Genomic DNA, 25700 nt, shown 5'->3' on the forward strand with positions numbered 1-25700 from the left:
CGTTACCAGGCGTCCTGCAGGATGTCGATCACCTGCTGCGCGCGGTCGATGCGGCGCGGATTGGCGCGGACCCACTGGTTCTCCAGCGCCTTGTGCGCCAGCGCCTCGAAGCTCGACGGCGGAATCTCCAGCTCACGCAGCCGCGTGGGCAAGCCGAGATCGCGGATCAGCGCGGCGATCAGCCCGGCCGCATCGGCGCCGTCCTGTCCCAGCGCGCGCGCCATCGCCCGCTGCGCGGGCGCGGTCACCGCGAGGTTGTAGCGCATCACCGCCGGCAGCAGCAGGCAAGAGGTGATGCCGTGCGGCACGCCGAGCGCGCCGCCCAGCACATGGCCGATGCCATGGCTGGCGCCATAGCGCACGCGGTTGACGCCGCTCGCGCACAGCCACACGCCAAGCTGGCAGTCCAGCCGCGCGGCGTGGTCCGCCGAGTCGGCCTGGTGCCGGCGCAGGGCCCCGGCGAGCATGGCCAGCCCGTGCAGGCAGGTGGCGTTCGTCATCGGCTGCGCATCGATCGAACAGAGCGATTCCACGGCATGGTCGACCGCGCGGATACCGGTGGACAGCCATAGCTGCGACGGCGTATGCACCGTCATGGCCGGATCCAGGATCACGCTGGCGGGGCCGATGCCTTCCGCGGTCACGTGGTGCTTGCTGCCGCTGGCCGTATCGGTACACCCGGCCAGGTCGCTGAACTCGGCCGCCGACAGCGTGGTCGGCACGGCGATCTGCCGGCAGGGCGGCGGCGCGATGCGCGGCACGATCCGCTGCCCGGCGGCATCGACGCGTACGCGATGCGCATCCAGCGCCGCGGCCGTCCTCACGTCCTCGGCCAAGCACACCAGCGCGACCTTGACCGAATCGATCGCGGTGCCGCCGCCGATGGTGACGACCAGGTCGGGCCGGGCCTCGCGCATGGCACTGGCCAGCGCGATCACCGAGTCGCGTGGCACATGCTCGACGCATGCATCGAAGCGCCCGACCACCTTGTCGCGCACGCTGGCGATGGCGCGGCCGACCGCATCGGTGGTGCGGTTCAGGGTGCGGCTGGTCACCACGAAGATGCGTGCGGCGCGGCGCTGGTCGGCCTCTTCGGCCAGCACTTGCGCGGTGGGGCGCCCAAAGTGCACCCGTTCGAGGGGCAGGTAACGATAGGTTCCGGCTGGCATCAGTATTCCGAAGCGATAAAGCGTCAATGAGTGGCGGCGCCGGTGCTCAGGCTGGCTGGCGAGGCGATGCATCGGGGGCATGCGCGGCGTATTCGCGCTCGCGCAGCAGGCGCCGCATCAGCTTGCCGCTGGCGGTCTTCGGCAACGCTTCGACGAATGCAATGGCGCGTGGGTACTTGTAGGGCGCGGTGACCTGCTTGACATGGTCCTGCAGCGCGCGTACCAGCGCATCGCCTGGCTCGAAGCCGGGCCGCAGCGTGACGAAGGCCTTGACGATCTCGCCGCGCTCCACGTCGGGGCTGCCCACCACCGCGCATTCCAGCACCGCGGGATGCTCGATCAGCGCGTTTTCCACTTCCATCGGGCCGATGCGGTAGCCGGCCGAGCTGATGATGTCGTCGCTGCGGCCGTCGTAGTACAGGTAGCCGTCGGCATCGGCGTGGGCCAGGTCGCCGGTCAGCAAGTATTCGGTGCCCTCGTGCTGCACGCGGGTCGACGCGGTCAGGTCCGGGTCGTTCCAGTAGCCGAGCATCACCTGCGGATTGGGCAGGCGCAGCGCCAGCTGGCCGCTGGTGCCGGGCGGCAGGGGATGCCCTTGCTCGTCCAGTATCGCCAGCGTCGAGCCCGGCAGCGGCAGTCCCATCGCGCCCGGCCGCACGGGTGCGCCGGGCGGGTTCACCACAGTCATCAGCGTCTCGGTCTGGCCGTAGCCCTCGCGCAGTTCGACGCCGGTGCCCTCGCGCCAGCGGCGCACCACGTCCGGGTTGACCGCCTCGCCGGCGGAGACCGCCAGGCGCAGCCGGCCCAGGTCGTAGTCCGCAAAGCGCGCATTGACGAGGTGGCGGAACTCCGTTGCGGCGCCGCAGAACACGGTGACGCCATGGCGCGCGATCAGGGCCAGCCGCGTGGCGGGATCGAACGGGCCGTTGTAGAACAGCACGGCAGTGCCCGCCGACCATGGCCCGAACAGGATGCTGGTGCCGGCCTTGCTCCAGCCGGTATCGGCGGTGCACCACATCAGGTCGTCTTCGCGCAGGCCCTGCCAGTCGCTGGCGGCCACGCGCCAGCTATAGAGCGCGCGCGATGCGTGCAGCACGCCCTTTGGATTGCCGGTCGAGCCGGAGGTGTAGTAGAGGATGGCCGGCTCGTCCGGCGCCATGTCGGCGCAAGCGAAATCGGCGTCGCAGGCGGCCAGCGCTTCGTCAAAGTCCAGCCATCCGGGCGCGCCGCCCACGGCAATGCGGGTGTCGATGCCGGCAATGCTATCGAACTTGCCGACGCTGTCGCGGTGCGCCACCACCGCCGTGGCGCCGGCGTGGCTGATGCGGTAGCCGACGTCCTTGGCGGTCAGCATCTCGATGCAAGGGATTGGCACCGCGCCGAGCTTCAGGCATCCCACCATCGCCACCTGCCAATGCGGGATGCGCGGCAGCATCACGATGACGCGGTCGCCGCGGCGCACGCCCGCGCCGGCCAGCAGGTTGGCGAAGCGGTTGGACAGGGTGCGCATGTCGCCGAAGGTAAGGCGGCGCTCGGCGCCGCTGTCGTCGCACCACAGCAAGGCGAGCTGGTCGGGCTGCCGCTGCGCGTGCGCATCCACGACGTCGCGGCCAAAGTTGAATGTCGCCGGCAGGCACCAGCGGAAGCGGCGATAGGCGTCGGCGTACGCCTTCATCGGGTCGGGCATGTCTGTCTCCTGGGCGCTGCGATGGCGCCACGGCAATTGTTATCAGGTATGGCGCTAGATCACGGCGCGCTCACGCAGGCGCGCGATCTCGCCGGCGGAATAGCCAAGCCCGGTGAGCACCGACTCGCTGTGCTCGCCCAGTAGCGGCGGTGGCAGCCGGAACGTGCCGGGCGAGGCCGAGAACTTGATCGGGAAGCCGAGTTGCGGAATGCGTCCCTCGACCGGATGGTCCAGGTGCTGCAGCATGCCTCGGTGCCGCAACTGAGGATCGTCGAAGGCCCCGGCCATCGTATTGACGGGGCTGGCCGGGATATCGGCCTGCGCCAGCCGCTCGACCCATGTATCGCATGGCTCGGCGCCGAACACCGCGGTCAGGATCGCCTGCTGGAGCAGGGCGTCCTCGCCCGTCGGCCACTGCATGGACTTGAAGTCCGGCCGCCCGATCAGGTCGCAGAAGCGGTGCCAGAAATGCGCCTCGATGATGCCCAGCGACAAATGGCGGCCGTCGGCGCAGCAGTACACGTTGTAGCAGGGCGCCTGGCCGATGAACGGCCGCTCGCCGCCGCGCGGCTCGACGCCGCCGAACAGGTAGTCGGCGGCGTGGTAGCACAGCCAGCTCACCAGTCCGTCGGCCATCGAGATATCGACGAACTGGCCGCGGCCGCTGGCACCGCGCGCCGCCAGCGCGGTCAGGATGCCGACCGCCGCCATCAGCGAGCCGCCGCCGACGTCGGCGATCGACAGCCCGGGCACGATCGGCCCCGTGGCCGGCGTGCCGAAGAGCTGCAAGGCACCGGTCAGCGCCATGTAGTTGAGGTCGTGGCCGGACGCCTGCGCGCGCGGACCGTCCTGGCCGTAGCCGGAGATCGCGCAATAGATCAGGCGCGGGTTGGCCGCCGCCAGCACGTCATAGTGCAGGCCGAGGCGCTCCATCACGCCAGGGCGGAAGCCTTCCACCACGACGTCGGCCTCGCTCGCCAGCCGCAGAAACACCTCCTTGCCCTCGGGCGATTTCAGGTCCAGCGTCAGGCTGCGCTTGTTGCGGTTGAGCAGCAGGAACGAGCCCGACTCCTGCTTGTGGATCGGCGCGAACTGCCGGTTGTAGTCGCCCTGGCCCGGCTGCTCGATCTTGAGCACGTCGGCGCCGTAGTCGGCGAGCAGCTGCGTGCAGAAGGCACCGGGCAGCAGGCGGGTCAGGTCCAGGATCTTGAGTCCTTCAAGGGCGGTGGTCATGGCTGTCAGTGGTTTGGTTCAGGTGGCGGTCCAGCCGCCGTCCACCAGCAGGCTGTGGCCGGTGACGTAGGCCGCGGCCGGCGAGGCCAGGAACACCGCGGCGCCGGGCACGTCCGCCAGCTTGCCGAAGCGGCCCAGCGGGATCCGCGACAACAGCTTCGCGCCGATATGCGGATGCGCCACCACGCCGGCGGTCAGGTCGGTCTGCACAAAGCCATAGGCGATAGCGTTGACGCGGATGCCATGCTCGGCCCAGTCGTGCGCCAGCGCCTTGGTCAGTTGCTCGACACCGCCCTTGGAGGCTGCGTAGGGCACCTGCCGCTTCAGGCCGATATGGCCGGCGATGGAGCTGATGTTGACGATGGTGCCCTGGCGGCGCGGCAGCATCGCTTCGCCCAGCAGGCGGCAGCAGCGATAGACGCCGGTGAGGTTGATCTCCAGGATCTGCCGCCATGCCTCGTCGGTGGTGTGCTCCATCGAGGCATAGTGCGGATCGATGCCGGCGTTGTTGACGAGGATGTCGATCTGCCCGTGGCGGTCGAGCACGGTGTCGCGCAGGCGCTGGATATCGTCGTCGCTACCGACGTCGGCGCTCACCGCCATGGCTTCGCCGCCGCGGCCGCGGATGGCCTCGGCCACGGCATCCAGCGTGCCCGCGGTGCGTCCGCACACCACCACGCGGGCGCCGTGGGCCGCCAGCGCCTCGGCAATCGCGCGCCCGATGCCGCGCCCGCCGCCGGTCACCACGGCGACCTGGTCGCGCAGGTCGAACAGGTTTGCGTAGTCGTTCATCGTGCGGTCTCCGTGCGCAGCGCGCGCCGTGCAATGGCCCAGCGATGGACCTCGGAAGGACCGTCGTAGATGCGGAACGCGCGCGCCTCGCGGAAGATCTGCTCCACCACGGTATCGCGCGTCACGCCCAGGCCGCCCAGCACCTGCACGCAGCGGTCCGCGATGCGGAAGATTGCCTCCGAGCAGAACACCTTGGCCATGCTGGATTCATGCCTGCCGTGCTGGCCCTGGTCGAGCAGCCAGGCCGTGTGCCAGATCGAAAGCCGGCACATGTGGATGTCGATCTCGTTGTCGGCCAGCATGAAACCAACGCCTTCGTGCTCGCCGATCGGCTTGCCGAACGCGTGGCGCTCGCGCGCATGGGCGGTGGCGATGTCGTGCGCGCGGCGCGCGGCGCCCAACCAGCGCATGCAATGGGTGAGCCGCGCGGGCGCGAGCCGCACCTGCGCATAGCGCAATCCCTGGCCGACTTCACCGAGCACCTGGTCCGGGCCGACGCGGCAGCCTTCGAAGAACACCTCGGCATGGCCGCCCGCGAAGCTCTGGTCGATGCTGTCGATGATGCGCCCGATGCGGATGCCGGGCACCTGCATGTCGGTCAGGAACATGGTCGGCCCGCCGCCTTCTCCCGGCACGGTCGCCATCACGATGGCGAAGCCGGCACCGTCCGCGCCGGTGATCAGCCATTTGTGGCCGCGGATCACGTAGCCTTCGCCGTCGCGCTCGGCCGTGGTCTGCAGCAGCCCGGGATCGGAGCCGGCGCCGGGGTGGGGTTCGGTCATGCAGAAGCAGGAGCGGATCTCCGCGGCGGCAAGCGGCCGCAGCCATCGCGCCTTCTGTGCAGGGGTGGCCACCACTTCCAGCAGGTGCATGTTGCCCTCGTCCGGCGCCGCGCAATGCAGCGCCAGCGGGCCTAGCATGGAATAGCCGGCTTCCTCGAACACTACTGCGCGCCCGAGATGCGACAGCCCCAGGCCGCCCCATTCCTCGGCCACATGCGGCGCCAGCAACCCGGCGCGCCGTGCGCGGTGATTGAGTTCCACGCGCAGCGCTTCGGTGGGGCCGTGCGCGCCGCGTCCGGGATCGGCCTCGAGCGGGATGATTTCGTCGCGGATAAACGCCGCGGTGCGCGCGCGCAGCACTTGCAGCGAATCGGGTAAGGTGAAGTCCATCTGGCTTGTCTCCATGGTTGCGGATCTGCTGTCCGCCTAGCTTGCGCGTCCGTGCGCGATGTCATGCGTGAAGTCCAGGATCGACCGGCCGATACGGCCAAAGCTGGCGAACCTGGGCTCGGTGGTGGCGCCTGCCTGATAGCGCGCATGCAGTTGCAGGAACACCACGCCGAGCTTGAACAGCGCCAGCACGCGATGGAACGGCAGGTCCGACAGGTCACAGCCGGTGCGCTGGCGGTAGGCTTCGGCGACCTGCGCGCGGGACGGGAACCCGGGCGACGTGGTCGGCATCTGGCGCAGTTCGCGCACGGCCTCGGGGTCGCCCGGCTCGGTCCAGTAGCTGAGCAGCGTGGCCAGGTCGAACAGCGGGTGGCCACGGGTGGCCATGTCCCAGTCCAGCACGGCGCGCGGGCGCAGGGTCTCGGGATCGAGCACGACGTTGTCGAGCTTGAAGTCGCAGTGCAGCAGCGTGGGCTTGCCGTCGGGCGGGCAATGCGCGCGCAGCCACTGCGCCAGTTCGCGCACGGCGGGGTGCGGGGCCGCGCCGTTGAGGGCTTCGGCGCGGCGCGTCCAGCCCTCGATCGCGCGGGACAGGAAACCGTCGGGCTTGCCGAGATCGTCCAGGCCGACCTCGGCGGCGTCGGTGGTGTGCAGTTGTACCAGCAGGTCGACCAGCGTATGGGCGATGCGCGGGCCGGCGACGCTGCTGTCCAGCCAGGGCGGCAGTTCGGCGCCGATGGTCAGGCCGGGGCGGTACTCCATCACCAGGAAGTGCGCGCCCAGCACGTCCGGGTCGACGCAGTACAACAGGCTGCGCGGCGCCTGCGGGTAGCGCTGCCAGAGACGGCTGCCGAGCACGCGGTGCTCGCGCGCCATGTCGTTGGCGCCGGGCGGCAGCGGACCGGGCGGCGGGCGGCGCAGCACGCACTGGCGCCCGTCGAGACGGATCAGGTAGTTCAGGTTGGCCAGGCCGCCGGCAAACTGCCTGGGCATCTCCGCCAGGTCCAGTTCATGGCCGAGCCCGGCGAGGTAGCGGCGCAGCCGCGCCCAGTCGAGCGGAACGGTCTGGCTGCGCGGGCGGAACCCAGGCATGTCCGGGTCCCCATGGGCGGCGGCGCGCGGCGAGGCTGGCAGGATCGTTGCCACGGCGTTACCCCTTGCGCACGCTGGCGCAGGTCGATTTGGCAAGCGGCAGGAAGGCCTGGTCGCCCGGGATCACCTGCCGGACGTGGTAGTAGTCCCACGGGTATTTGGACTCGGCGGGCTTCTTCACCTGCAACAGGTACATGTCGTGCACCATGCGCCCGTCCTCGCGCAGTTTGCCGTTGCGCGCGAACATGTCCGAGACCGGCAGCTCGCGCATCTTCTTCACCGCGGTCATCGCGTCGTCGCTGCCCGCGGCCTGCACCGACTTCAGGTAGTGCAGCACGGCGGAGTAGACCCCGGCCTGCGCCATGGTCGGCATGCGCTTCTGCACTGCATGGAAGCGCTTGGACCAGGCCCGCGTCTGCTCGTCCAGGTCCCAGTAGAAGCCTTCGGTCAGGTACATGTCCTGGGCCTTGTCCAGCCCCAGGCTGTGCACGTCGGTAATGAACATCAGGGTCGCCGCCATGGTCTGCTTGCGGGTGATGCCGAAGTCCGCCGCCTGCTTGATGGTGTTGGTGGTGTCGTTGCCGGCATTGGCCAGCGCGATCACCTTGGCCTTGGAGGCCTGCGCCGCCAGCAGGTAGGAAGAGAAGTCCGAGCCCGGGAACGGGTGCGTCGAACGCCCGACAATCTTGCCGCCGCCGGCGGTGACCACGTCGGCCGCGTCCTTCTCCAGCGCGCGCCCGCCGGCGTAGTCGGCGGTGATGAAGTACCAGCTGTCGCCGCCGCGCTTGAGCACGGCGCTCGCGGTCCCGGTAGCCAGGGCGTAGGTGTCGTAGGTCCAGTGCAAGGCCGTGGGGGTGCAGTCTTCGTTGGTGATGCGCGTCGAGGCGCCGCTGGACACGATCACCAGGCGCTGCTTCTCCTTCGCCAGCTTGACCGCGGCCAGCGACGCCGACGAGGCGGGCAGGTCGACGATCATGTCGACCTTGTCTTCGTCGAACCACGAGCGCGCCTTGGTCGAGGCGACGTCGGGCTTGTTCTGGTGGTCGGCCGAGACCAGCCGTATGGCGAAGGCAGGCTTGCCGGTGGCCTTGAAGTCATCGATCGCCATCTTCGCGGCCAGCACCGAACCCGAGCCGGACAGGTCGGAGTAGATGCCGGACAGGTCGGTCAGCACGCCGATGCGGACTTCGCTGTCCGAGATGCCGGGCGAGGTGCCCGGCGAACTGGCGGGCTTTTGCGCCAGCGCAGGCGGCAGGGCGAGCGCCAGCGCCCACGCCACGGCCGTGGTGAGTGGTTTGCGTTGCATTGTGTCTCCTCTCCTTGCCGGCATTGCCGGCGGGCGGTGTGAACCGAACGTGTGTCGGTTTGTCTGACAATCAGAATAGCAGCCACTTTTTGCTTGTCAAGCGCCCGAGAGGGTTTGACACCGTGGGTGTGATTGAATAGTCTGATGGTCAGACAATGGGACGTAGGCCGGTGCCTGCGCCGGCACAAGCGAGGAATAGCGTTGGAAGCCCAATTCGAGAAGATCCGCACCATCCCGGCATACCGGGTGCTGGCCGAGGCCATGATCGAGCGCATCCTGGACGGCCGGCTGCGTGAAGGCGACCCGCTGCCGACCGAGGCCAGGCTGTGCGAGATGTTCGGCGTGAACCGCTCCACGGTGCGCGAGGGCATCCGCGTGCTCGAGGAAGCCAACCTGGTGCGCCGCGAGCACGCCAAGAAGATGGTGGTGACGCGCCCCTCCGACGCAGAGGTCGGCAAGCAGCTGGAGCGCGCGCTGGTGCTGCACGAGATCGTCTTCGACGAGCTATGGCAGGCCATGTCGGTGCTGGAGCCGCCAATGGCGCGGCTGGCCGCCGCGCGTGCGACGCCCGAGGCGCTGGAGCGGCTCGACGATAACCTGCGCAGGACCGAGCAGGCGCTGAAGGCCGGCGAGAGCCTGGTGGAGCTCGACATCGAGTTCCACGGCATCGTCGCCGCGATGAGCGGCAACCGCGCGCTGGTATTGGCCCGTGAACCGCTCAGCCGGCTGTTCTATCCCGCATTCGCCGCCGTGATGACGCGCGTGCCGGTGGCAGGCAAGCGGCTGCTGGAGGCACACAAGGCGATCGTCGCCGCGATCCGCGCGGGCGACGAGGACGGCGCGCAGGCCTGGATGGACAAGCACGTGCAGGATTTCCGGCGCGGCTACCAGTCCGCCAAGCTCGACCTGCAGTCGCCGGTGGCGGCGCCGCACGCGAGGCCGGTGCCGCGCGCGGACTGACGCCGCGCGCTACTGCGCCCAGGACTGCGTCGCCAGCCGTTCGGTGAGGTAGTCGCAGAACACCTTCACGCGCGGGCTGAGATGCTTGCGGTTGGGGTAGACCAGGTAGAGCGGTTCCTTGGCCGGGTCCTGATAGGCCTCCAGCACCGGCATCAGCCGGCCTGCGCGCAGGTCCTCGCCGATATGGAACTCGGCCAGCCGCACGATCCCGAAACCGTCGAGCGCCAGGTCGCGCGCGATCTCGCCTTGCGTGGTGTCGACCACGCTGGCCGGCCGCACGCCGTAGGTAGTGCCGTCCGCGGCGCGGAACGGCCACACATTCCACTCACTGACAAAACTGAAGCCCACGCAGGTGTGCTGCTGCAGGTCGGCTGGCGTCCGGGGCCTGCCATGCCGCGCCAGGTATTCCGGTGACGCGCACACGATCCAGCGGCTCGCGGCGATCTTGCGGGCCACGCGTGAGGAACTGGGCAGCGCGCCGCTGTGGATGGCGACGTCCACGCCCTTGTCGAAGGCGTCTTCATACTGTGGCGCGATATGGAACTCCACCGACAGCCCCGGATAAGACTTCAGGAACGCGGGCAGCCAAGGCACGATCTGGTGCCGCGCGAACGTCAGCATGGTGTGCACGCGCACCTTGCCGTTCAGCGCCTCGCCGAGCGCTTCGCCGTGCGCATCCGCATTGGCCATCGCTTCCACCACCATCTCCGCGCTGGGCAGGTAGCTCTGGCCTTCTTCGGTCAGGGCGACGGTGCGTCCCTGCCGCACGAACAGGCGCACGCCTAGGCGCGTCTCCAGCCGCGCGACCAGCTTGCTGACCGCTGACGGCGTGATGTCGAGATTGCGCGCGGCCGCTGAGAAGCTGCGGCTGCGGGCCGAATGCAGGAAAGCGACGAGCTCTGAATATTTGTCCACGGTCTTGTTGCCCCTGGTGGCCGTGCGCGGGCGCGCCGGCCTCCGATCATTGGCATTGTCCGCGCCCGGCGGCAAGGCGACCTGTGCCTGCCTGGCACAGCGGCTATTCCGCCGCGGTGCTGGTTCGCGGATTCTTCACGCAACACAATGCGCTCAACCCTGCCTGACCAGGGTCAGTACCCACTCAAAGGAGCTCGTTGTGCAAGTGTATTCGCGCAAATTCCATAATCCCCGCGGCGTGCAGGCGGCGGTAAATCCGCTGCCGCCTGACGCGCGCCCGGATATCTTCTTCGGCAACCTCAGCGACATCGATGACATCCGCTGGATCCCCCAGGCCGATGGCGTCGCCTTCCTGCCGTTGTGCTTCGGCGTGACGCAGGGATATTACGTCAATCTGCTGCGCGTCCGTAAGTCCGGCGTGCTGTCGTGCCACAAGCATTTCGGCGCGGTGCATGCGGTGGTGCTCAAGGGCCGCTGGTTCTATCTCGAGCACGAAGAGATGTACACCGAAGGCTCGTTCATCATGGAACCCCCGGGCGAGACCCATACCCTGGTGGTGCCGGACGACGTGCCGGAAATGATCACCTGGTTCCACGCGGTGGCGGGTTACATCTACCTCGACGGCGACAACATCATCGGCCATGAGGACGTCTTCACCAAGGTCGCTGCCGCACGCCGCCACTACGAAGAGAACGGCCTGGACCAGCGCGACCTCGACAAGCTGATCCGCTGATCCACTGCACGCGAAGCGCGCCATCGACAAAGCCCGCGGCAACCGCCGCGCGAAAGACAGAGGACCCTGCCGCCACCGAGCAGGGCCCGGGGAGACAATATGGAAATCCAGACCAGCCAGGTGCAGGACCTGGCGCAAGCCCATCCCGCGCCCGCGCGCAGCGGCGCGGTGCGCACCATCTTTGCCGGCAGCATCGGCAATACGGTCGAGTGGTTCGACTGGTCGATCTACACGGTATTCGCCATCTATTTCAGCAAGCAGTTCTTTCCGGGCGACGACAGCAATGCCGCCCTGCTGTCGACCTTCGCGGTGTTCGCCATCGGCTTTTTCATGCGCCCGCTGGGTGGCTGGCTGATCGGCGGGTTTTCCGACCGCTATGGCCGGCGCAGCGCGCTGACGTTGTGCATCATGATGATGGCGGGTTCGTCGTTCGCGATCTCGATCCTGCCGACGTACGCGCAGATCGGCATCTGGGCGCCGGTGCTGATGACCGTCGCGCGCATGGTGCAGGGACTGTCGGTCGGCGGCGAGTACGGTGCGGCCACCACCTACCTGACGGAATCGGCGCCGGCGGCCAGGCGCGGCTTCTACGGCAGCTTCCTGTTCTGCAGCATTGCCGCGGGCCTGCTGCTGGCCTCGGGCCTGGCCTGGGTGATGACGCGGTTCATGACGCCCGAGGCCCTGCACGACTACGGCTGGCGCATCCCGTTCTTCCTCGGCGGCTGCGGCTCGGTGTTCGGCTTCTGGATTCGCCACGGGGTCAACGAGACGCAGGCGTTCTCGAAGATGAAGGCCGCAGGAGAGATCCGCCGGCGCTCGCTGGGCTGGGTCTGGCAGCACCACCGCGGCGCAATGCTGCGCCTGATGGGAAGCACGGTGCTGCCGGCGTTCAGCTTCTATCTCTTTGTCAGCTACATGCCGGTCTACGCAATGCGCAAGGGCGGCGCCACGCCCGACGTTGCATTCCAGGCGAGCACCATCAGCATTGCGCTGTTCATGCTGGCGCTGCCGCTGTGCGGTGCGCTGTCGGACCGCTTTGGCCGACGCCCGCAGTTGCTCGTCTATGCGCTGCTCAACCTGCTGTTCCTGTATCCGGTCGTGTCGATGCTCAACGCGGACTTCTGGACGCTGCTGCTGATCGAATGCTTCGGGCTGATGGCGTTTGCGCTCTATGCGTCGATCGCGCCATCGATCATGGCCGAGTGGTTCGATACGCAAGTGCGCGGGGTGGGCATCGGCGCCGGCTACAACCTGGTGGTGGCGCTGCTCGGTGGCACGACCCCTTACCTGCTGACCTGGCTGTCGTCGCGCGGGCAGGAGGGCTGGTTCTTCCTCTACGTGGGCTGCGGCGCCTTCATCACCCTGCTGACGTTCTGCAAGACGCCCGAGACGCGCGGCATGCCGCTGCGGTAACTGTGCGGCAGCGTATGCAACCTCAAGGCCAGCCGTGAGGCTGGCCGACTGTCTTCCATAGCAGAAGCACAGCACAATATCTTTCAACCCTATGGCTTTGAGGCAATGACATGCTAAGACTGACCATTGATGTGGATGGCGTGGCCACCAGTTACCTGAACGCCGGCGATCCTGCGCATCCCACCGTGCTGCTGCTGCACGGCACGTTCTGGAGCCGCGTGTGGCAGCCGGTGCTGGATGAACTGGCGGCGGCCGGGCTGCACTGCGTGGCGGTGGACCTGCCCGGGCTCGGCCGCTCCGGCGGCGAGCTGACCATCGATACGGCATCGATCCCGGCACTTGCGGCCTGGGTGGAACGGTTTGCGCATGCGGCCGGGATCACCGGCCCCGTCAGGCTGGCCGCGCACGACATCGGCGGCGGGATCGCGCAGCACCTGCTCGTACACGGTGGCATCGAAGTCAGCCATCTGGCGCTGGTCAATGCCGTGATGTACGACTCATGGCCGGTGCCGGCCGTGGCGCGCTTCCGCGACCCGGCGGTGGTCGCCGCCACCACCCACGAGGAAATCCTCTCGGCGCGGCGAACGGCGATCACGCGATGCCTGGATCGTGCGGCAACCCTTGAACTGGTGGAGGCGTACCTGGCGCCATGGCTGGATGCGCGCGTGGCGCGCTCGTGGATGGCGCTGGCCGGAGCGGCGGACAATCGCCATACACAGGCACTGGTGCCGGCCTTGCGCGCGTCGGCAATCCCCAAGCTGCTGGTCTGGGGCGAGGACGATCCCTTCCAGCGCATCGAGCATGCCGAACGCTTTGCGCGCGAGATTCCGCACACCCGGCTGGTGCGCATCCCGCGCGCCAGTCATTTCCCCGCGGAAAACGACCCGGGCGCGGTAGCGGCGGCGTTGCGTGATTTCTTCCTGGCCTGAAGGGAAGGGCGAACGATGCGGCCGGCCGGGCGCGGATTCCTTCGGAATGCCCGTGCCGGCCGCGGCCTAGTACAACATCCCGTAAATAGGTTGAATAATTAATTGCCTCGGATATCATGACGGGATGAGCCGAGGCCGCCATGCAACGCCAGTGAAGCTGGCGAAGAAAGAAAGACAGGAACTGCTATCGCTGATCGAGCGCAAGACGGCTGCGCAGCGAGACGTGATGCGCGCGCGAATCGCGTTGTGGGCCCACGAGGGCCACTCCAATACGGTCATTGCGCGGGAACTGGGTGTATCGGTGCAAACGGTTTGCCTGTGGCGCAAGCGCATTGCCCAGCGAGGTGCCCAAGGCATTCGCGAGGGCGAGCGCAGTGGCCGTCCCCCACGCATCACCCATGAAGCGCGACTACAGTTGATCTCGCTGGCTTGCGAAATGCAGGAACCTGAGGGGCGGGTCACGCCCACGCTGGACGAGATTGTGGCGCGCGCCGTGGAGCGCGGCGTCGTCGGGCAGATCAGCCGCAGCCAGGTGCAGCGCATTCTGCAGGCCGGCGACGTACGTCCGCACCGGGTCCAGCAATGGCTACACAGCCCCGACCCGGCCTTTCGCGAGAAGGTCAACGGGATTTGTAAGCTGTATCGCAAGGCACCTCGAAACGCGGTGGTGCTCAGTATCGACGAGAAGACCGGCATTCAGGCCATCGAGCGTAAGTACCCGGGACGTGCACCCGCGCCGGGACGACTGCGTCGGCGTGAGTTTGAATATATTCGTCACGGCACCCAGGCATTGATTGCTGCGCTAGACGTGCATACCGGACAGGTGCTGGCAGAATGCCGCGACCGGCGCACCCAGGACGATCTGGTCGCCTTCATGGAGCGCGTGGCAAGCGCGTACCCGGGCAAACAGGTGCACGTCGTCTGGGATAACCTGAACACGCATCGCGCCGAAGCCGTCTGGCAGGCATTCAACGCGCGGCACGATGGGCGGTTTCACTTCCACTTCACGCCATTGCACGCGAGTTGGGTCAATCAGATCGAGCTCTGGTTTGCCTGCTACACGCGCCGGGTGCTGCGCCAAGCGAGCCACACCAGCATCGCGCACCTGCGCGAACGCACCGAGCAGTTCGTCCGCGCGCACAATCAGGTGGCCCACCCGTTCAAATGGAGTTTCCGGGGCTATCCGTTGCAAACCGGCGCATCATAATCGAGGATCCAAATGCCAGCCTTACCCACCAAACATTACGCTGCCAAATTGCAGCAGCAACTGCGCAGCCTGCTCGGCCACGAGCAGATCATCACACAAGCCTACGGGCGTCACCTGCTGATCAAACGTCTGGACGACGAGGAGCCGACCGTGGTGGCTCGGCTGACCGAGCTCGGCCGCAATCGCTATGGTGCCGCCTTTCGCAGCCATAGTGGGCGTTGGGAACCGTTGCCAGGCGCAGGCTCGCTCGACGAGATGGCCGAGTTGGTTGTCACGCTCCTGCAGCCGTATTTTCAGCCCGATAATTATTAAAGCTATTTACGGGATGTTGTACTAGTGCGTCAGCGCATCGACGGCGCGCCGTATCGCAGGCGCGGCCAGCAGCACGATGGGCAGCATGATGGCCCACGACACGGCGTAGGCATGCAGCCAGTGCGACAGGAAACTGCCGCGCCCGTAGAAGGGCGCGCTGGCGATGGCAGCGGCGACGGCGCAGCTCATGCCCGACTGGATCGCGCCGAACACGAAATGCCCGTAGCGCCGTGGGATGCGGGACATGCTGCTCAACGCGCCGCGCCGGCCAGGCTGCGCTGGACTTCCAGCGCGCTGCGCTCGACCCAGTTGTGCTGCAGCAGGCCATCCTCGCGCACATGCAGCACCGCGGTGCCGGTCATGCGGATCGGCGACTGGCACGGCGACGAGCCCATGAAGCCGTTGTTCCTGCCGGTCACGATCCAGCGCGACACCACCCGGTCGCCGCTTGCATTCTGGAAGGTCTCGACCACCTCGAAGCGGAAGTCGTCGATGCTCGCAAGGAAGGCCGCCACCCATTGCTTGAACTGCGGGCGCGAGCGGATCTCGACACCGCCGGACGTAATGGCGAAGTCTTCGGCGACAAGGCTGTCGATCGCATCGGGGTTCCTGCCTTGCCAGACCTGGCGCCAGAAGTTCTCGACGATGGCAATGGAATCTGTGCGGCACATCACATCACGCTCCTTGAGAAAAGAATTGGTGAACCGATTATTGGCAGTTGAAACCGAGAAGACAAACGAATAATCTTTCTTGCATCTATTCGTTTGCCTGATTGATGGGCCATGCCATGCAGGACGTCGAACCCGATTTGCTCAGAGCCTTCGTGGCAGTCGCCGAATCCGGCAGCTTCACCGCGGCGGCGGGCCTGATCGGCCGCTCGCAATCCGCGGTCAGCCAGAAGGTGTTGCGGCTGGAGGACGTGCTTGACCTGCGCGTGTTCGAGCGATCGAGCCGCTCCCTGACCTTGACGCGGGATGGCGAACGGGCCCTGGCGGCGGCCAAGCGTTTGCTGGGCCACTACGACGCGTTCCTGCGGGAGCTGCGGGAGCCGCCAAAGCCCGCACTGATGCGGCTGGGCATTTCGGAGAACCTGGTGCAGACGCAGCTGCCGCGCCTGCTGTCCCGCTTCAGCGAGCAGTATCCCGATGTGCAGATCGAACTGGCCACAAGCGCCAGCCAGGATCTGCTGGCGGACTACGAGGCAGGCGCGCTCGACGTGGTGATCGCCAAGGCAAGGAAAGGCGGCCCCGCAGTGCGCGGCCGCGTGATCTGGCGCGAGCCGCTGGTCTGGCTCGCGGCCACCGGCTATCGGCCCGATTCGCGCCGGCCGGCCCGGCTGGTCATGATGCGGCCACCGTGCGCCTACCGCGAGATCATGACGGACGTCCTCAATGACGCGCGGCGCGAGTGGGTGGTCGCCTGCACCGCGAGCAGCCTCAGCGGCGTGCAGGCAGCCGTGCTCGGCGGGCTTGGCGTGACCGTGCTGGGCAAGTCGTTCGCGCAGCATGGCATGCGCATCCTGTCGCCGTCGGCGCAATGGCCCGCGCTGCCCATGGCCGAGGTCTCCGTAATTGGCGAGAGCCCGGCGATGCAGCCGGTCATCGAGCCACTGGTGGCGATGCTGACGGAAGCGCTGCTGGAGAGCGGCAGCGTGACGCTGGAAACGAATTCCCAGTCAGGGTGAGTGCGAGCGGCCGCCTTTGCTGCGCTATGCGCGCGCGCCCGCTTCGATCGCGCGCCCAATCTCGTCAGACGACCGCACCCGCCCAAGGATCTGGAAGATCGTATCGCATGCAAAGCGGTGCGACGCCTCGGTCAGGCCGGTCATGCCGTCCTCGGCAAACACCAGCGCGTAGCCCCGGTCCAGCGCCGCCCGTGCCGTCGACTCCACGCCGATATTGGTCGCGATGCCGCCCAGCACGATGGTGCGGATGTTCCGCCTGCGCAACTGCTGGTCCAGGCCAGTGCCGTAGAAGGCGCCGTACTGGCGCTTCTCGATCAGCATATCGCCGGGCTGCATATGGGCTTCGCTGACGATCTGCCATGCTGATTTCGGCAGGGGCGGGCTGCCGGCGGGCAGCGTCCATACGAAGTCGTCATCGAAGCAGGCGACGATGCCTTCAAGGTTGCCGGCGGCAAAGGCGGAGAAGAACTTCCCGGCGCCGCCCAGCGCAGCAAACAGCGCGGCGCCATGAAGTGGCCATTGCGTACGACCGCATAGCCCGATTGCTCGCGCACTGCGCCAACCCATCGGGGAATGCCGCGCCGCCCGGGGCAGCGCCGGCTGCGCGCGCCTCACTTCTTCGAAGGGCCAAGGGGAATGGCGACGCTTAGCCAGAGATTCCACCCCTCCGGCCGGTTCCTGGCCGCGAATTCCCAGTACGCCTTGAGTGACATACCATTCCTGTGAGCCGACTTTGAAGAAGTAGCCGACCTGAGGACCGACTCCGGCGACACGCGACTTGAAGTCGCCGAGCCGGGCACCCGTGCCGCTGTCGCCGCCTAGCTGGTTGTAGAAATAGCCGACGACGCCGGCATGGACATGTTCGGAGAAGAAGTGCGACGCTGCCCAGTCCAGGTGAGAGTCCACCCCGTTCTTGTAGTCAGTGTCAGGGTTTTCGAAGTTGTAGGTAAAGCCGAGCACTGCGGAGAATTCGTTCTTCTTGTCGAAATAGGTGTAGCCGCCGCCCGCGTCCACCGACCGATGCCCGAGTCCAATGTTGGCGAGCCGGTTCGCGTCGTAGGCGCCGACCGGTATACCCATCATGGTGTACGCCATGAAGTTATGTACGCCGTGGTTCCATTTCAGTGTGCCCAGCGGGTACAGGTCACTGACGCCGGTGCGCGAATCGCTTTGCGCGCCCGATATGACCCCGCCGCCCGGCCCCGAGAGCGTCGTATTGACGCCCACCCGGCTACGCCCGAATGCGCCAACGACGGACGCCGATGCTTGCCCGCCAAGGAGCGGTTCCTTGAACGTATAGGTCGGCGCGACGAATATCAGGTCGGCCCGGGCATCCACCCCGCCCGTGATGCGGCCACCGCGTTGGAAAGTCTTGCTCCCGCCTTCACTCGCGGAGGGGTGGTAATACACGGCGCCCAGCGACCAGCCCGGTGCCGTCGGCACCGCCGCAAGGCTGCCAAATTGCCCTGGCAGCCAGAAGCTCACGCCGCTTTCGTCCGCGAGTGCGGGCTTCGGTCCCGCTCCGAGTGCAAGCACGGCCAGCGCCGCGGTACAGGTACGGCCGGCTCCCCATGCTGGGCGCTTGTAGCACTGGTTCACGACTTGCCCCCCGAGTATGGATGATCTTCCTCGCTGACGACATCATTGGCGCGGCTTGTAAGGAAGGGAAACCCAGCGCTTCATGGCAACTCCTTTCCGATCTGAATCTATGGTTACAGAGCGATGAGGCAGTGCCAACCAAGACATTTCGTTCGATAACTTGAATATTTTCGTCGCAGCAGTGACCAAGTTCACAAACAGAGCGCGAAAGCTGCTTCGCAGATGCTGCATCTGGCTTGCGCACCTTACTGGCTGGGCCGGTAAGCTACTTTTTTGACATTTTTCAGATTTCGGCAACGCGTTCGGAGAACGACCAATAGATCGGCCGCGGGTAAGTCCGCATCGGAGACTGCCAAAAGGCGACAGTCCGCTCCGGACCCGGCTCCGATAATCGGCGCGACATCTACAACAGTCGGAGACATGGCATGGGCACGGTGCATATCGACGTGACGGCGGACAACGAAAGCAGGCTGTTCCGGAAGGTGAGCTGGCGAATACTGCCGGTGCTGTGCGTCTGCTATGTCTTCAGTTTTCTCGATCGCACCAACGTGGGCTACGCCCAGCTCCAGATGCGCGACGAGCTGGGGTTCAGCGATGCTGTATTCGGGCTGGGCGTCAGCGTCTTCTTCATCGGCTATGCGCTGTTCGAAGTGCCCAGCAACATGCTGCTGTCGCGCATCGGGGTCCGGAAAACCTTCCTGCGCATCCTGATCCTGTGGGGGCTCGCCTCGGCGGCCATGATCTTCGTGAGGACACCCACGCAGTTTTACATCGTGCGCTTCCTGGTCGGCGTGTTCGAGGCCGGGTTTGTTCCCGGCGTCCTGTACTACCTGACGCTGTGGTATCCAAGACGGCGTATCGCCCAGGCGACCGCGATCTTCTATATGTCTTACACCCTTGCGCCGATCCTGGCCGGCCCGGCTGCCGGGGCGATCATGACCTGGCTCGACGGGATGTTCCAGCTTCGCGGCTGGCAATGGCTCTACCTGCTGGAAGGCCTGCCGTGTGTGCCGTTGGGCATCATGGCGTACCTGTTGCTGTCTGAAAACCCGAGGGAGGCGCGCTGGCTGAGCGAACGCGAGCGAACCGAACTTGAGCAGATGCTGAGCCAGGACCGCGCGGGCCATGGCCACGCCCGGCTGCGCGATGCGATCTTTGATGCGCGCGTCTGGGTGCTGGGGCTGATCGTGTTCCTGGTCGTGTTCGGCGTCTTCGCGCTGTCGTTCTGGAAGCCGACCATGCTCAAGGGCATGGGGCTGACCGTCATGCAGGTGGGCCTCGCGGCAACGATACCTGCGCTGTTCGGGGTGACCGCCGCCATCCTGGTCGGTCGTCACTCGGACAAGACCGGCGAGCGCCGGTGGCACTTTGCGATTGCGGCGATGGTGGGTGCCGTCGGGATGCTCTGCGCGTCGCTGTTCCCGCAGAATCCCGTGATGACCATCGTCTGCCTGACGCTGGCGTCGATCGGCATGTCCAGCGCCTATGCGGTGTTCTGGGCGATGCCCGCGAGCATCTTGTCGGGCCCCAGCGCCGCGGCAGGCATTGCCGTCATCACTACGATCGGATCAAGCTCCGGCATGGTCGCACCGCTGCTCGTAGGGGCCTTGAAGACGCTCACCGGCGGCTTTACCGCCAGCCTCTACGTCCTCAGCGGGGCGCTGGCTTGCGCAGCCGTCATCTTCGCGTACTACTTCCGGGAGGGGGCTGGCGCACGCCGCGTGGCCCGCCCGGCAAGCCACACGTCGGCCGCCTGACAAAAAAGGCGAGGGGCCTCTCAGCCGCTCGCCTCTTCCGGGACTCGCCGCCGATCGTCAGACTAGTCCGAGCGCTCGCAGCTTGGCGTCCGTGGCGGAGTAGGGGCGCTCGCAAATGATCTTGTCCGAATCCGGCGCGAATTCGAACGTCGCGGCCATGCGCACGCGGAACTTGCGGCCAGTGGGCGGGAAGATCTTGCCATTGGCCTTCAGATCGCCGAGGTGCGTGCCGGAGAGCCAGAACTCGACCAGCACGGTGTCGTCCGCGGCAGCGATGGCGATGATCTCGTTGGCCAGGTCGGGAAACGAAGCGCGCGACGAGTCGAAGTAGCCGCGCACCTCTTCTTCGCCATCGAACACCGTGCCGGTGGCGTGCATTTCATAGCGGGGATGCGCGAAGGTATCGATCACGGCATCCCATTCGTGCGTGCACTCGAGGGCCATGTGATCACGCACGGTCTGGATGCGTGCGGCGTTCAGGGATTCAGACATCATGTTCTCCATCAGGTTTTGCGGGAAGGATCGGCGACCGGCTTCGGCTGGTACTGAGCCAGTCGCCATATGGGAATGCAATGCGGTGTCAGCGCAACAGCCGCCAGCCGCCATCCACGGTGAACTCGCCGCCCGTGATGTAGCCGGCTTCGTCCGACGCCAGGAAGGCGATCAGGTTGGCAACATCCTCGGGCTTGCCTTCCTCGGCGAGCGGGATGCGCCGGCCAGCCGTCCGGGGATCGACGCCGCCGGTTGCCTCGCGTTGCTTGTACTGGTCGAAGATTGTCTCGAGCATCGGCGTGGCGATCTTGCCGGGGTGGACGGAATTGCAGCGAATCTGGTGGCCGTGCTCGGCTCCGGCCAGCGCCACGGTTTTCGTCAGCTGCATCACGGCGCCCTTGCTGGCGCCATAGGCGACGCTTTGGAGTGTCGGGTAATACGCGCCGACGGAAGCGAGATTGATGATGGCGCCCCTGCCGGTCTTGCGCATTGCCTCCACGCCTTCGCGGCAGCCCAGGAACGTCCCGTCCAGGTTCACCGCCAGGACACGCCGGAAGTCGGCGAGGGTGGTGTTGGCGAGCGTGCCATTGACCACGTCGCCGACGATGCCGGCCGCATTGACGAGCACGTCGAGTCGCCCGTGGCGCTCAAGGATTGCCGCGATCGTGGTCTTCCAGTCCGGCTCGCTGGTGACGTCGAGCGCCATGAACTCGGCGCCGATCCGGTCCGCCACCGCGGCGCCGTTGCCGTTCGCCAGATCGGCGATGACGACGCGTGCGCCGCGCTCTGCCAGCACGCGTGCCGTCGCGGCCCCGATGCCGCTCGCGCCACCGGTTACCAAGGCCACTTTGTCCGTGAATTGAGCCATTGCAATAGTCTCCTGAGTGTTGTTCTGCAAGCGCAGTTTCCTGCATGCCAGCCATCGTTGCGCAAATAAGAGAAACGTTTCCACAACTGTTCTGGATTGTTGGTGCCGCAGAAAACAGGGGCAATCATGGTAAACACTACCCCCATGAATTCGATGGTTGCGCGTATATTGTGAAAACGTTTCTGCAAAAGCGAAACAGCAACCCTCAGACGACAAGGAGACAGCAATGAGTTATTTGTTCGGCGGCGTGCGGCAGCTTGGCTACGTGGTGAGCGACATCGAGAAGGCCATGGCTCACTGGACCGAAAAGCTCGGCGTCGGGCCGTGGTTCTACAAGGAAGACGTGGGCACCACGGAATACCGCTACTACGGCAAGCCTGCGACGCCGCCGAAGCTGTCGATCGCGCTGGCCAACTCCGGCGACCTGCAGATCGAACTGATCCAGCAGCGGGACGACGCCCCGTCGCTCTACCTGGACTCGCTCAAGCGCAGCGGCGAAGGTGCGCAGCACATCGCCTACTGGACGGAAGACCGGTTCGACGAAATCGTGGCGCACCTGCTGGAGGCGGGGTATGTGGAGGGGCATGGCGGCCGGATGGGCCCGCGTGGACGTTTTGCCTACTTCGTGCATCCGGAACTGCCCAGCGGCATGTTCGAGATCTCCGAACTGACCGGCGGCAAAGGCGAGTACTTTGCCGAGGTCAGGCGGGCAGGGCTGGCGTGGGATGGCAAGGGTCAGGCGATCCATCAGATCGGCGCACCGCGATAGCGCCCGACGTGGCCGGCGGGCCCGCCCCATCCCGGGCGCTTGTCTTGCCGGCCGCGGACCCCCGAGGAGTATGCGTCATTCCGTGAGCTAGAATGCTTAGCGTTCAGGAAATGACGCATGACTCGTCGCTGGCTCGCCGCGCTGCCGTGGCGGGCCGACGGTAAAAGAAGAGGGGAGGGAGCAGATGTTGCAGTCTCGTGTGGTGCCCGTGGTGGCGCAACGAATCGTGAAATGTCGCCGATGAAGCCACGCATCACGATCCGGGAAGTTGCCAAGGAGGCCGGCGTTTCGATTGGCACGGCATCCCGCGCGCTCAATCGCGCCGGGCGCGTCAGCGAAGCGGCGATTGCCGCCGTTACCAAGGCGGCCAGGCGGCTGGGATACGAGCCCGATGCGATCGCACAGAGCATGCGCACGCGCTCGTCGGGCGCGATCGGCCTGATCGTGTCGGATCTCGCCAACCCGCTTTACGCCAGGATCATCACTTCCGTCGAGGCGGCGCTGCAGGCGGCCGGCTACGCGTTGCTGATCGCCAGTACGCATAACGACGGGAAGCGCGAAAAGAACCTGATCGACCTGTTCCGCCGCCGACGCGTGGACGGGCTGATCCTGGGCCCTTGCGAGGTGGAAAACCCCAAGCTGCTGGAACAGCTCTCGCAAGATATGCCGGTGATCGCACTCGACCGGGATTTCGGCCCGACCGGCACCGGCGTCTATGTCGACCACTACAACGGGGCGCTGCAGGCGACCCGCTACCTGCTGAACCTGGGCCACACACGCATCGCGCTGCTGACGCCGGGCAGCGTCCTGCGTCCGGGCCGGGAACGTATCGCCGGATTCAAGGAGGCGTACAAGGAGCAGGGTCTCAAGCCGGTGCCGAAGCTGATTCGCTGCGAGAAGTCCGCAATGGATTTCGCGTTCACCGAAGCGCTGTCCCTGCTGTCCGGGCCCGAAGCGCCCACGGCCTTCATATGTCTGGGCACGCGCATCCTGGCCGGGGTGTTGCAGGCGCTGCGGCATACCGGCCGGACCGCGCCCGACGATGTCAGCGTGATCAGCATCGGCGACACCGATCTGTCGCAACTGTTCAGCCCATCGATTACCTCGCTGACCTGGGATCTCGATATCGTTGGCACCGTGCTCGCCCAGCTCATGCTCAAGCAGCTGGAGCGCGAGGCAGGCATCGAGCCCGAGACCATTGTCATTACCACGCAGCTCGTGCTGCGCGAGTCATGCGGCCCCGCCACCGCGCGCAAGAAAGTAACCGCCTAGGCGCAGCGCAATCCTGTCTTGCAGCAGCAATGCCGCCTCCATCCGAGGCGGCATTTTTTTTGGCCGGCAGGCCCTTGCGTAAAGTGCGAAAACGTTTCTACAATGAATGCGCCAGAACTATTCAACAGGAGACATGCGCAATGAAAGCTGCGATTCGCGGTGAGACGGGACTTGTTTTTGCCGAGATGGAGATCCCTCGACCCAAGGCCACTGAAATTCTCGTGAAAGTCCGGGCCAGTTCCCTGAATCGCGCCGATTTGTCGCTGGTCGACGGGAAGGCGCATGGCACGGCCGGCGGTACCGGCACGCCGCTGGGCCTGGAATGGGCTGGGGATGTCGTCGAGATTGGCGAGGACGTCACGGCATACAAGGTTGGCGACAGGGTGATGTGCTCCGGCCTTGGCGGCTTTGCCGAATATGCCGTGACGGATTGGCGGCGCGCCTTCCCGTTTCCCGCCGAAGAGATGGACTACGAGACCGGTGCCTGCCTGTCGGTCGCACTGCGCACGACCCATACGGCGATGCGCCATCTGGCCGGGCTCGAAGCCGGGCAAACCGTGATGGTGCTGGGCGCTTCCTCCGGCGTGGGTCTGATGGCATTGCAGGTGGCAAAACACTTCGGTGCCAGCCTGGTCATCGGCACGTCGACCAAGCCCGACCGCCGCGCGCGCCTGGCGGAGTTTGGCGCTGACATCGCGCTCGACAGCAACGATCCGAACTGGGTGAAGGCCGTGCTGGAACACACCGAAGACCGCGGCGTGGATCTGCTGGTCGATTTCCTGGCCGGTCCTTTTATCAACGACAGCATGCGCGCGGTGAAGATCGGTGGGCGCATCGTCAATATCGGCCGGATGGCAGGGGAGAGCGGAGAATTCGACTTCGATCTCCATTCGTTGCGCCGGATCCAGTACCTCGGCATGACCTTCCGGACGCGCACCGTCGAGGATTTCGGTGTCATTGCAGAGCGCGTGCAACGAGACTTCTGGCCGGCTCTCCGGCAAGGACAGCTGCGCCTGCCGATCGATGCCAGGTTGCCGCTGGATCGTGTCGCCGAGGCTTGCGAGATGATGCGCAGGAACACGCATTTCGGAAAGATTGTCCTGACGCAGCACGCATAAGGCGCGCGCGACCCATGGCCTGGCGACTGTCGCCAGGCAGGCCGCGCACGCCCTCGCGGCGGTGCTATTTGCGCCCACAACGCCTCACAAAAACTCTCGGGTTTACCACCATTTGATCCGCGCCCCCATGGTCGCACAATAAGTGGAAACGTTTCCCTATGTTCCAAAAAATGCCTTGCCCCAGGGCCACGGAACACGGCGCGATGGACCCGTGAAACACAGAAGCTGGAGACAAAGATGAAGAAGTACGCCGCCCTCGGTTTCCTTGCCGCAGCCGCGTTGTCCTTTGGCGCGCAAGCGCAGGGCGATGCCAGTTATCCGACCAAGCCGATCCGCCTGATTGTCCCGACCGCACCGGGCGGTGGCGGCGACGTGTTCGCCCGCATCCTCGCGGACCAGCTCGGCCGACGCCTGAAGCAGCCGCTTGTGGTCGAGAACAACGCCGGCGCGGCCGGCACCATCGCGATCGCGCAGCTCGCACGGGCCACGCCGGATGGCTACACGATCGGCCTTGGCACGATGACGACCACCACGCTGGCCCCTGCCGTCTACCAGGCGCTGCCATACGACCCGGTCAAGGACCTGACGACCATCGCCCGCGTGGGCACGTCACCGATCATCCTGGTCGCCACCAAGGACTTTCCCGCCAACAACCTGAAGGAACTCGTGGCCGTGGCGAAGAAGAGCGCTTCGCCGCTGCAGTTCGGCACCTGGGGACTTGGCTCCACCGGGCACTTCTGCGCGGAGGTCCTGCCCAGAAAACCGGTATCAAGCTGGACCACATCCCGTTCAAGGGCACGTCGCCCGTGGTGACAGCCATGCTGGGCGGGGTGGTGAAGCTGGGCTGGCTCGATATCGGTAGCGGCACGTCGGCCGTCAAGACCGGCAAGATCAAGGCGCTGGCCATGTGCACGCGTCGCACGGCCAACTTCCCCAATGTTCCCACCTACAAGGAGCAGGGCGTCGACTTCGACCAATGGACGGGCTGGGCCATGTTCGCGCCCACGGGCGTGCCAAAGGCGATCACGGAGAAGCTTGCCGCAGCCGTGCAGGAGACCCTCAAGGATCCGGCGGTGGCAAGCAAGATGGCCGATCTCGGCATCACGCCGGATTACGTCGCCGGCAGCGAACAGGCCGCGATCAATGCGCGCGACATCGAAGTGTGGAAGCGCGTCGCGCGCGAAGCCAACATCAAGCTGGACTAGACATTCCCCATACCCC

At 66.3% G+C, this 25700-nt stretch carries 24 protein-coding genes and 1 pseudogene; 12 read left to right on the forward strand and 13 right to left on the reverse strand.

What is annotated here, in order from left to right:
* Positions 1 to 2: 2 nt before the first annotated feature.
* The 7 genes from AC10V3_RS24695 to AC10V3_RS24725 are packed head-to-tail and all read right to left on the reverse strand — an operon-like array spanning position 3 to position 8451.
* On the reverse strand, positions 3 to 1169 hold the full coding sequence (locus AC10V3_RS24695; RefSeq protein WP_490924106.1) for an iron-containing alcohol dehydrogenase: 1167 nt from the start codon (positions 1167 to 1169) through the stop codon (positions 3 to 5).
* A 46-nt stretch (positions 1170 to 1215) separates the two neighbouring features.
* Complete coding sequence (locus AC10V3_RS24700; RefSeq protein WP_490924107.1) at positions 1216 to 2856, reverse strand: acetate--CoA ligase; 1641 nt, start codon at positions 2854 to 2856, stop codon at positions 1216 to 1218.
* Between the two features lie 54 nt (positions 2857 to 2910).
* Complete coding sequence (locus AC10V3_RS24705) at positions 2911 to 4089, reverse strand: CaiB/BaiF CoA transferase family protein (RefSeq protein ID WP_454752790.1); 1179 nt, start codon at positions 4087 to 4089, stop codon at positions 2911 to 2913.
* Between the two features lie 18 nt (positions 4090 to 4107).
* The gene (locus AC10V3_RS24710) at positions 4108 to 4881 is read right to left on the reverse strand and encodes an SDR family NAD(P)-dependent oxidoreductase (RefSeq protein ID WP_022538043.1); all 774 of its coding nucleotides are present in this window, start codon (positions 4879 to 4881) and stop codon (positions 4108 to 4110) included.
* Positions 4878 to 6053, reverse strand: a complete 1176-nt coding sequence (locus AC10V3_RS24715) for an acyl-CoA dehydrogenase family protein (protein WP_454753533.1) — start codon at positions 6051 to 6053, stop codon at positions 4878 to 4880. The genes AC10V3_RS24710 and AC10V3_RS24715 overlap by 4 nt, the downstream gene beginning before the upstream one ends.
* A 36-nt stretch (positions 6054 to 6089) precedes the next feature.
* Positions 6090 to 7199, reverse strand: a complete 1110-nt coding sequence (locus tag AC10V3_RS24720; protein ID WP_490924108.1) for a phosphotransferase family protein — start codon at positions 7197 to 7199, stop codon at positions 6090 to 6092.
* 4 nt (positions 7200 to 7203) lie between these two features.
* Positions 7204 to 8451 carry an ABC transporter substrate-binding protein gene (locus AC10V3_RS24725; protein WP_490924109.1) on the reverse strand — a complete coding sequence of 416 codons (1248 nt, stop codon included), beginning with the start codon at positions 8449 to 8451 and terminating at the stop codon, positions 7204 to 7206.
* Between the two features lie 201 nt (positions 8452 to 8652).
* Here AC10V3_RS24725 and AC10V3_RS24730 point away from each other — a divergent pair, with 201 nt between their 5' ends.
* Complete coding sequence (locus tag AC10V3_RS24730; protein ID WP_022538047.1) at positions 8653 to 9411, forward strand: FadR/GntR family transcriptional regulator; 759 nt, start codon at positions 8653 to 8655, stop codon at positions 9409 to 9411.
* 9 nt (positions 9412 to 9420) lie between these two features.
* On the opposite strand, the gene AC10V3_RS24735 is transcribed toward AC10V3_RS24730, so the two are convergent.
* A complete protein-coding gene (locus tag AC10V3_RS24735) occupies positions 9421 to 10326 on the reverse strand; it encodes a LysR family transcriptional regulator (protein ID WP_022538048.1) in 906 nt (301 codons plus the stop codon).
* A gap of 199 nt (positions 10327 to 10525) precedes the next feature.
* On the opposite strand from AC10V3_RS24735, the gene AC10V3_RS24740 reads away from it, so the two are divergent.
* The 5 genes from AC10V3_RS24740 (at position 10526) to AC10V3_RS24760 (ending at position 14920) form a co-directional block, all read left to right on the forward strand.
* On the forward strand, positions 10526 to 11059 hold the full coding sequence (locus AC10V3_RS24740; protein ID WP_022538049.1) for a 2,4'-dihydroxyacetophenone dioxygenase family protein: 534 nt from the start codon (positions 10526 to 10528) through the stop codon (positions 11057 to 11059).
* 99 nt (positions 11060 to 11158) lie between these two features.
* Positions 11159 to 12472, forward strand: a complete 1314-nt coding sequence (locus AC10V3_RS24745) for an MFS transporter (protein WP_022538050.1) — start codon at positions 11159 to 11161, stop codon at positions 12470 to 12472.
* Positions 12473 to 12582: 110 nt separating this feature from the next.
* Positions 12583 to 13401 (forward strand): alpha/beta fold hydrolase, encoded by an 819-nt coding sequence (locus AC10V3_RS24750; RefSeq protein WP_022538051.1) that lies wholly within the window; start codon positions 12583 to 12585, stop codon positions 13399 to 13401.
* Between the two features lie 124 nt (positions 13402 to 13525).
* Entirely contained in the window at positions 13526 to 14608 is a 1083-nt protein-coding gene (locus AC10V3_RS24755) for an IS630 family transposase (RefSeq protein ID WP_022538052.1), read from the forward strand.
* Positions 14609 to 14620: 12 nt separating this feature from the next.
* A complete protein-coding gene (locus AC10V3_RS24760) occupies positions 14621 to 14920 on the forward strand; it encodes a hypothetical protein (protein ID WP_022538053.1) in 300 nt (99 codons plus the stop codon).
* A 21-nt stretch (positions 14921 to 14941) separates the two neighbouring features.
* Here the strand turns inward: AC10V3_RS24760 and AC10V3_RS24765 are convergent, their stop codons facing one another.
* Both AC10V3_RS24765 and AC10V3_RS24770 read right to left on the reverse strand, forming a co-directional pair.
* Entirely contained in the window at positions 14942 to 15166 is a 225-nt protein-coding gene (locus AC10V3_RS24765; RefSeq protein WP_022538054.1) for a DUF2798 domain-containing protein, read from the reverse strand.
* 5 nt (positions 15167 to 15171) lie between these two features.
* Complete coding sequence (locus AC10V3_RS24770; protein WP_022538055.1) at positions 15172 to 15591, reverse strand: ester cyclase; 420 nt, start codon at positions 15589 to 15591, stop codon at positions 15172 to 15174.
* Between the two features lie 116 nt (positions 15592 to 15707).
* On the opposite strand from AC10V3_RS24770, the gene AC10V3_RS24775 reads away from it, so the two are divergent.
* Positions 15708 to 16604 (forward strand): LysR family transcriptional regulator, encoded by an 897-nt coding sequence (locus AC10V3_RS24775; protein WP_041681976.1) that lies wholly within the window; start codon positions 15708 to 15710, stop codon positions 16602 to 16604.
* Positions 16605 to 16628: 24 nt separating this feature from the next.
* Here AC10V3_RS24775 and AC10V3_RS24780 read toward each other — a convergent pair whose 3' ends face one another.
* On the reverse strand, positions 16629 to 18089 hold the full coding sequence (locus AC10V3_RS24780; RefSeq protein WP_490924110.1) for an isochorismatase family protein: 1461 nt from the start codon (positions 18087 to 18089) through the stop codon (positions 16629 to 16631).
* A gap of 539 nt (positions 18090 to 18628) precedes the next feature.
* Between AC10V3_RS24780 and AC10V3_RS24785 the strand changes: the two genes are divergently transcribed.
* A complete protein-coding gene (locus AC10V3_RS24785; RefSeq protein ID WP_022538058.1) occupies positions 18629 to 19960 on the forward strand; it encodes an MFS transporter in 1332 nt (443 codons plus the stop codon).
* A gap of 57 nt (positions 19961 to 20017) precedes the next feature.
* On the opposite strand, the gene AC10V3_RS24790 is transcribed toward AC10V3_RS24785, so the two are convergent.
* Positions 20018 to 20455, reverse strand: coding sequence for a nuclear transport factor 2 family protein (locus AC10V3_RS24790; RefSeq protein WP_041681978.1), 438 nt, complete (start codon positions 20453 to 20455; stop codon positions 20018 to 20020).
* Between the two features lie 85 nt (positions 20456 to 20540).
* Positions 20541 to 21350 (reverse strand): SDR family NAD(P)-dependent oxidoreductase, encoded by an 810-nt coding sequence (locus tag AC10V3_RS24795; protein ID WP_490924111.1) that lies wholly within the window; start codon positions 21348 to 21350, stop codon positions 20541 to 20543.
* 196 nt (positions 21351 to 21546) lie between these two features.
* On the opposite strand from AC10V3_RS24795, the gene AC10V3_RS24800 reads away from it, so the two are divergent.
* The 4 genes and pseudogenes from AC10V3_RS24800 (at position 21547) to AC10V3_RS24815 (ending at position 25684) form a co-directional block, all read left to right on the forward strand.
* Positions 21547 to 22089 (forward strand): VOC family protein, encoded by a 543-nt coding sequence (locus tag AC10V3_RS24800; protein WP_017511357.1) that lies wholly within the window; start codon positions 21547 to 21549, stop codon positions 22087 to 22089.
* A gap of 117 nt (positions 22090 to 22206) precedes the next feature.
* Positions 22207 to 23361 (forward strand): LacI family DNA-binding transcriptional regulator, encoded by a 1155-nt coding sequence (locus AC10V3_RS24805; RefSeq protein WP_490924112.1) that lies wholly within the window; start codon positions 22207 to 22209, stop codon positions 23359 to 23361.
* Positions 23362 to 23390: 29 nt separating this feature from the next.
* Complete coding sequence (locus AC10V3_RS24810) at positions 23391 to 24479, forward strand: zinc-binding dehydrogenase (protein WP_490924113.1); 1089 nt, start codon at positions 23391 to 23393, stop codon at positions 24477 to 24479.
* Positions 24480 to 24716: 237 nt separating this feature from the next.
* Positions 24717 to 25684: pseudogene (locus tag AC10V3_RS24815) on the forward strand (Bug family tripartite tricarboxylate transporter substrate binding protein).
* The last annotated feature ends 16 nt before the right edge of the window (positions 25685 to 25700 follow it).

This window comes from Cupriavidus sp. PB-02 (genome assembly GCF_058252315.1).

Excerpts from the sequence above, each read along its gene's own strand:
- AC10V3_RS24695 (WP_490924106.1), bottom strand. The coding sequence starts at position 1,169 with ATGCCAGCCGGAACCTATCGTTACCTGCCCCTCGAACGGGTGCACTTT.
- AC10V3_RS24700 (WP_490924107.1), bottom strand. The coding sequence starts at position 2,856 with ATGCCCGACCCGATGAAGGCGTACGCCGACGCCTATCGCCGCTTCCGC.
- AC10V3_RS24705 (WP_454752790.1), bottom strand. The coding sequence starts at position 4,089 with ATGACCACCGCCCTTGAAGGACTCAAGATCCTGGACCTGACCCGCCTG.
- AC10V3_RS24710 (WP_022538043.1), bottom strand. The coding sequence starts at position 4,881 with ATGAACGACTACGCAAACCTGTTCGACCTGCGCGACCAGGTCGCCGTG.
- AC10V3_RS24715 (WP_454753533.1), bottom strand. The coding sequence starts at position 6,053 with ATGGACTTCACCTTACCCGATTCGCTGCAAGTGCTGCGCGCGCGCACC.
- AC10V3_RS24725 (WP_490924109.1), bottom strand. The coding sequence starts at position 8,451 with ATGCAACGCAAACCACTCACCACGGCCGTGGCGTGGGCGCTGGCGCTC.
- AC10V3_RS24745 (WP_022538050.1), top strand. The coding sequence starts at position 11,159 with ATGGAAATCCAGACCAGCCAGGTGCAGGACCTGGCGCAAGCCCATCCC.
- AC10V3_RS24750 (WP_022538051.1), top strand. The coding sequence starts at position 12,583 with ATGCTAAGACTGACCATTGATGTGGATGGCGTGGCCACCAGTTACCTG.
- AC10V3_RS24755 (WP_022538052.1), top strand. The coding sequence starts at position 13,526 with ATGAGCCGAGGCCGCCATGCAACGCCAGTGAAGCTGGCGAAGAAAGAA.
- AC10V3_RS24760 (WP_022538053.1), top strand. The coding sequence starts at position 14,621 with ATGCCAGCCTTACCCACCAAACATTACGCTGCCAAATTGCAGCAGCAA.
- AC10V3_RS24765 (WP_022538054.1), bottom strand. The coding sequence starts at position 15,166 with ATGTCCCGCATCCCACGGCGCTACGGGCATTTCGTGTTCGGCGCGATC.
- AC10V3_RS24770 (WP_022538055.1), bottom strand. The coding sequence starts at position 15,591 with ATGTGCCGCACAGATTCCATTGCCATCGTCGAGAACTTCTGGCGCCAG.
- AC10V3_RS24775 (WP_041681976.1), top strand. The coding sequence starts at position 15,708 with ATGCAGGACGTCGAACCCGATTTGCTCAGAGCCTTCGTGGCAGTCGCC.
- AC10V3_RS24785 (WP_022538058.1), top strand. The coding sequence starts at position 18,629 with ATGGGCACGGTGCATATCGACGTGACGGCGGACAACGAAAGCAGGCTG.
- AC10V3_RS24790 (WP_041681978.1), bottom strand. The coding sequence starts at position 20,455 with ATGATGTCTGAATCCCTGAACGCCGCACGCATCCAGACCGTGCGTGAT.
- AC10V3_RS24800 (WP_017511357.1), top strand. The coding sequence starts at position 21,547 with ATGAGTTATTTGTTCGGCGGCGTGCGGCAGCTTGGCTACGTGGTGAGC.
- AC10V3_RS24805 (WP_490924112.1), top strand. The coding sequence starts at position 22,207 with ATGACTCGTCGCTGGCTCGCCGCGCTGCCGTGGCGGGCCGACGGTAAA.
- AC10V3_RS24810 (WP_490924113.1), top strand. The coding sequence starts at position 23,391 with ATGCCGCCTCCATCCGAGGCGGCATTTTTTTTGGCCGGCAGGCCCTTG.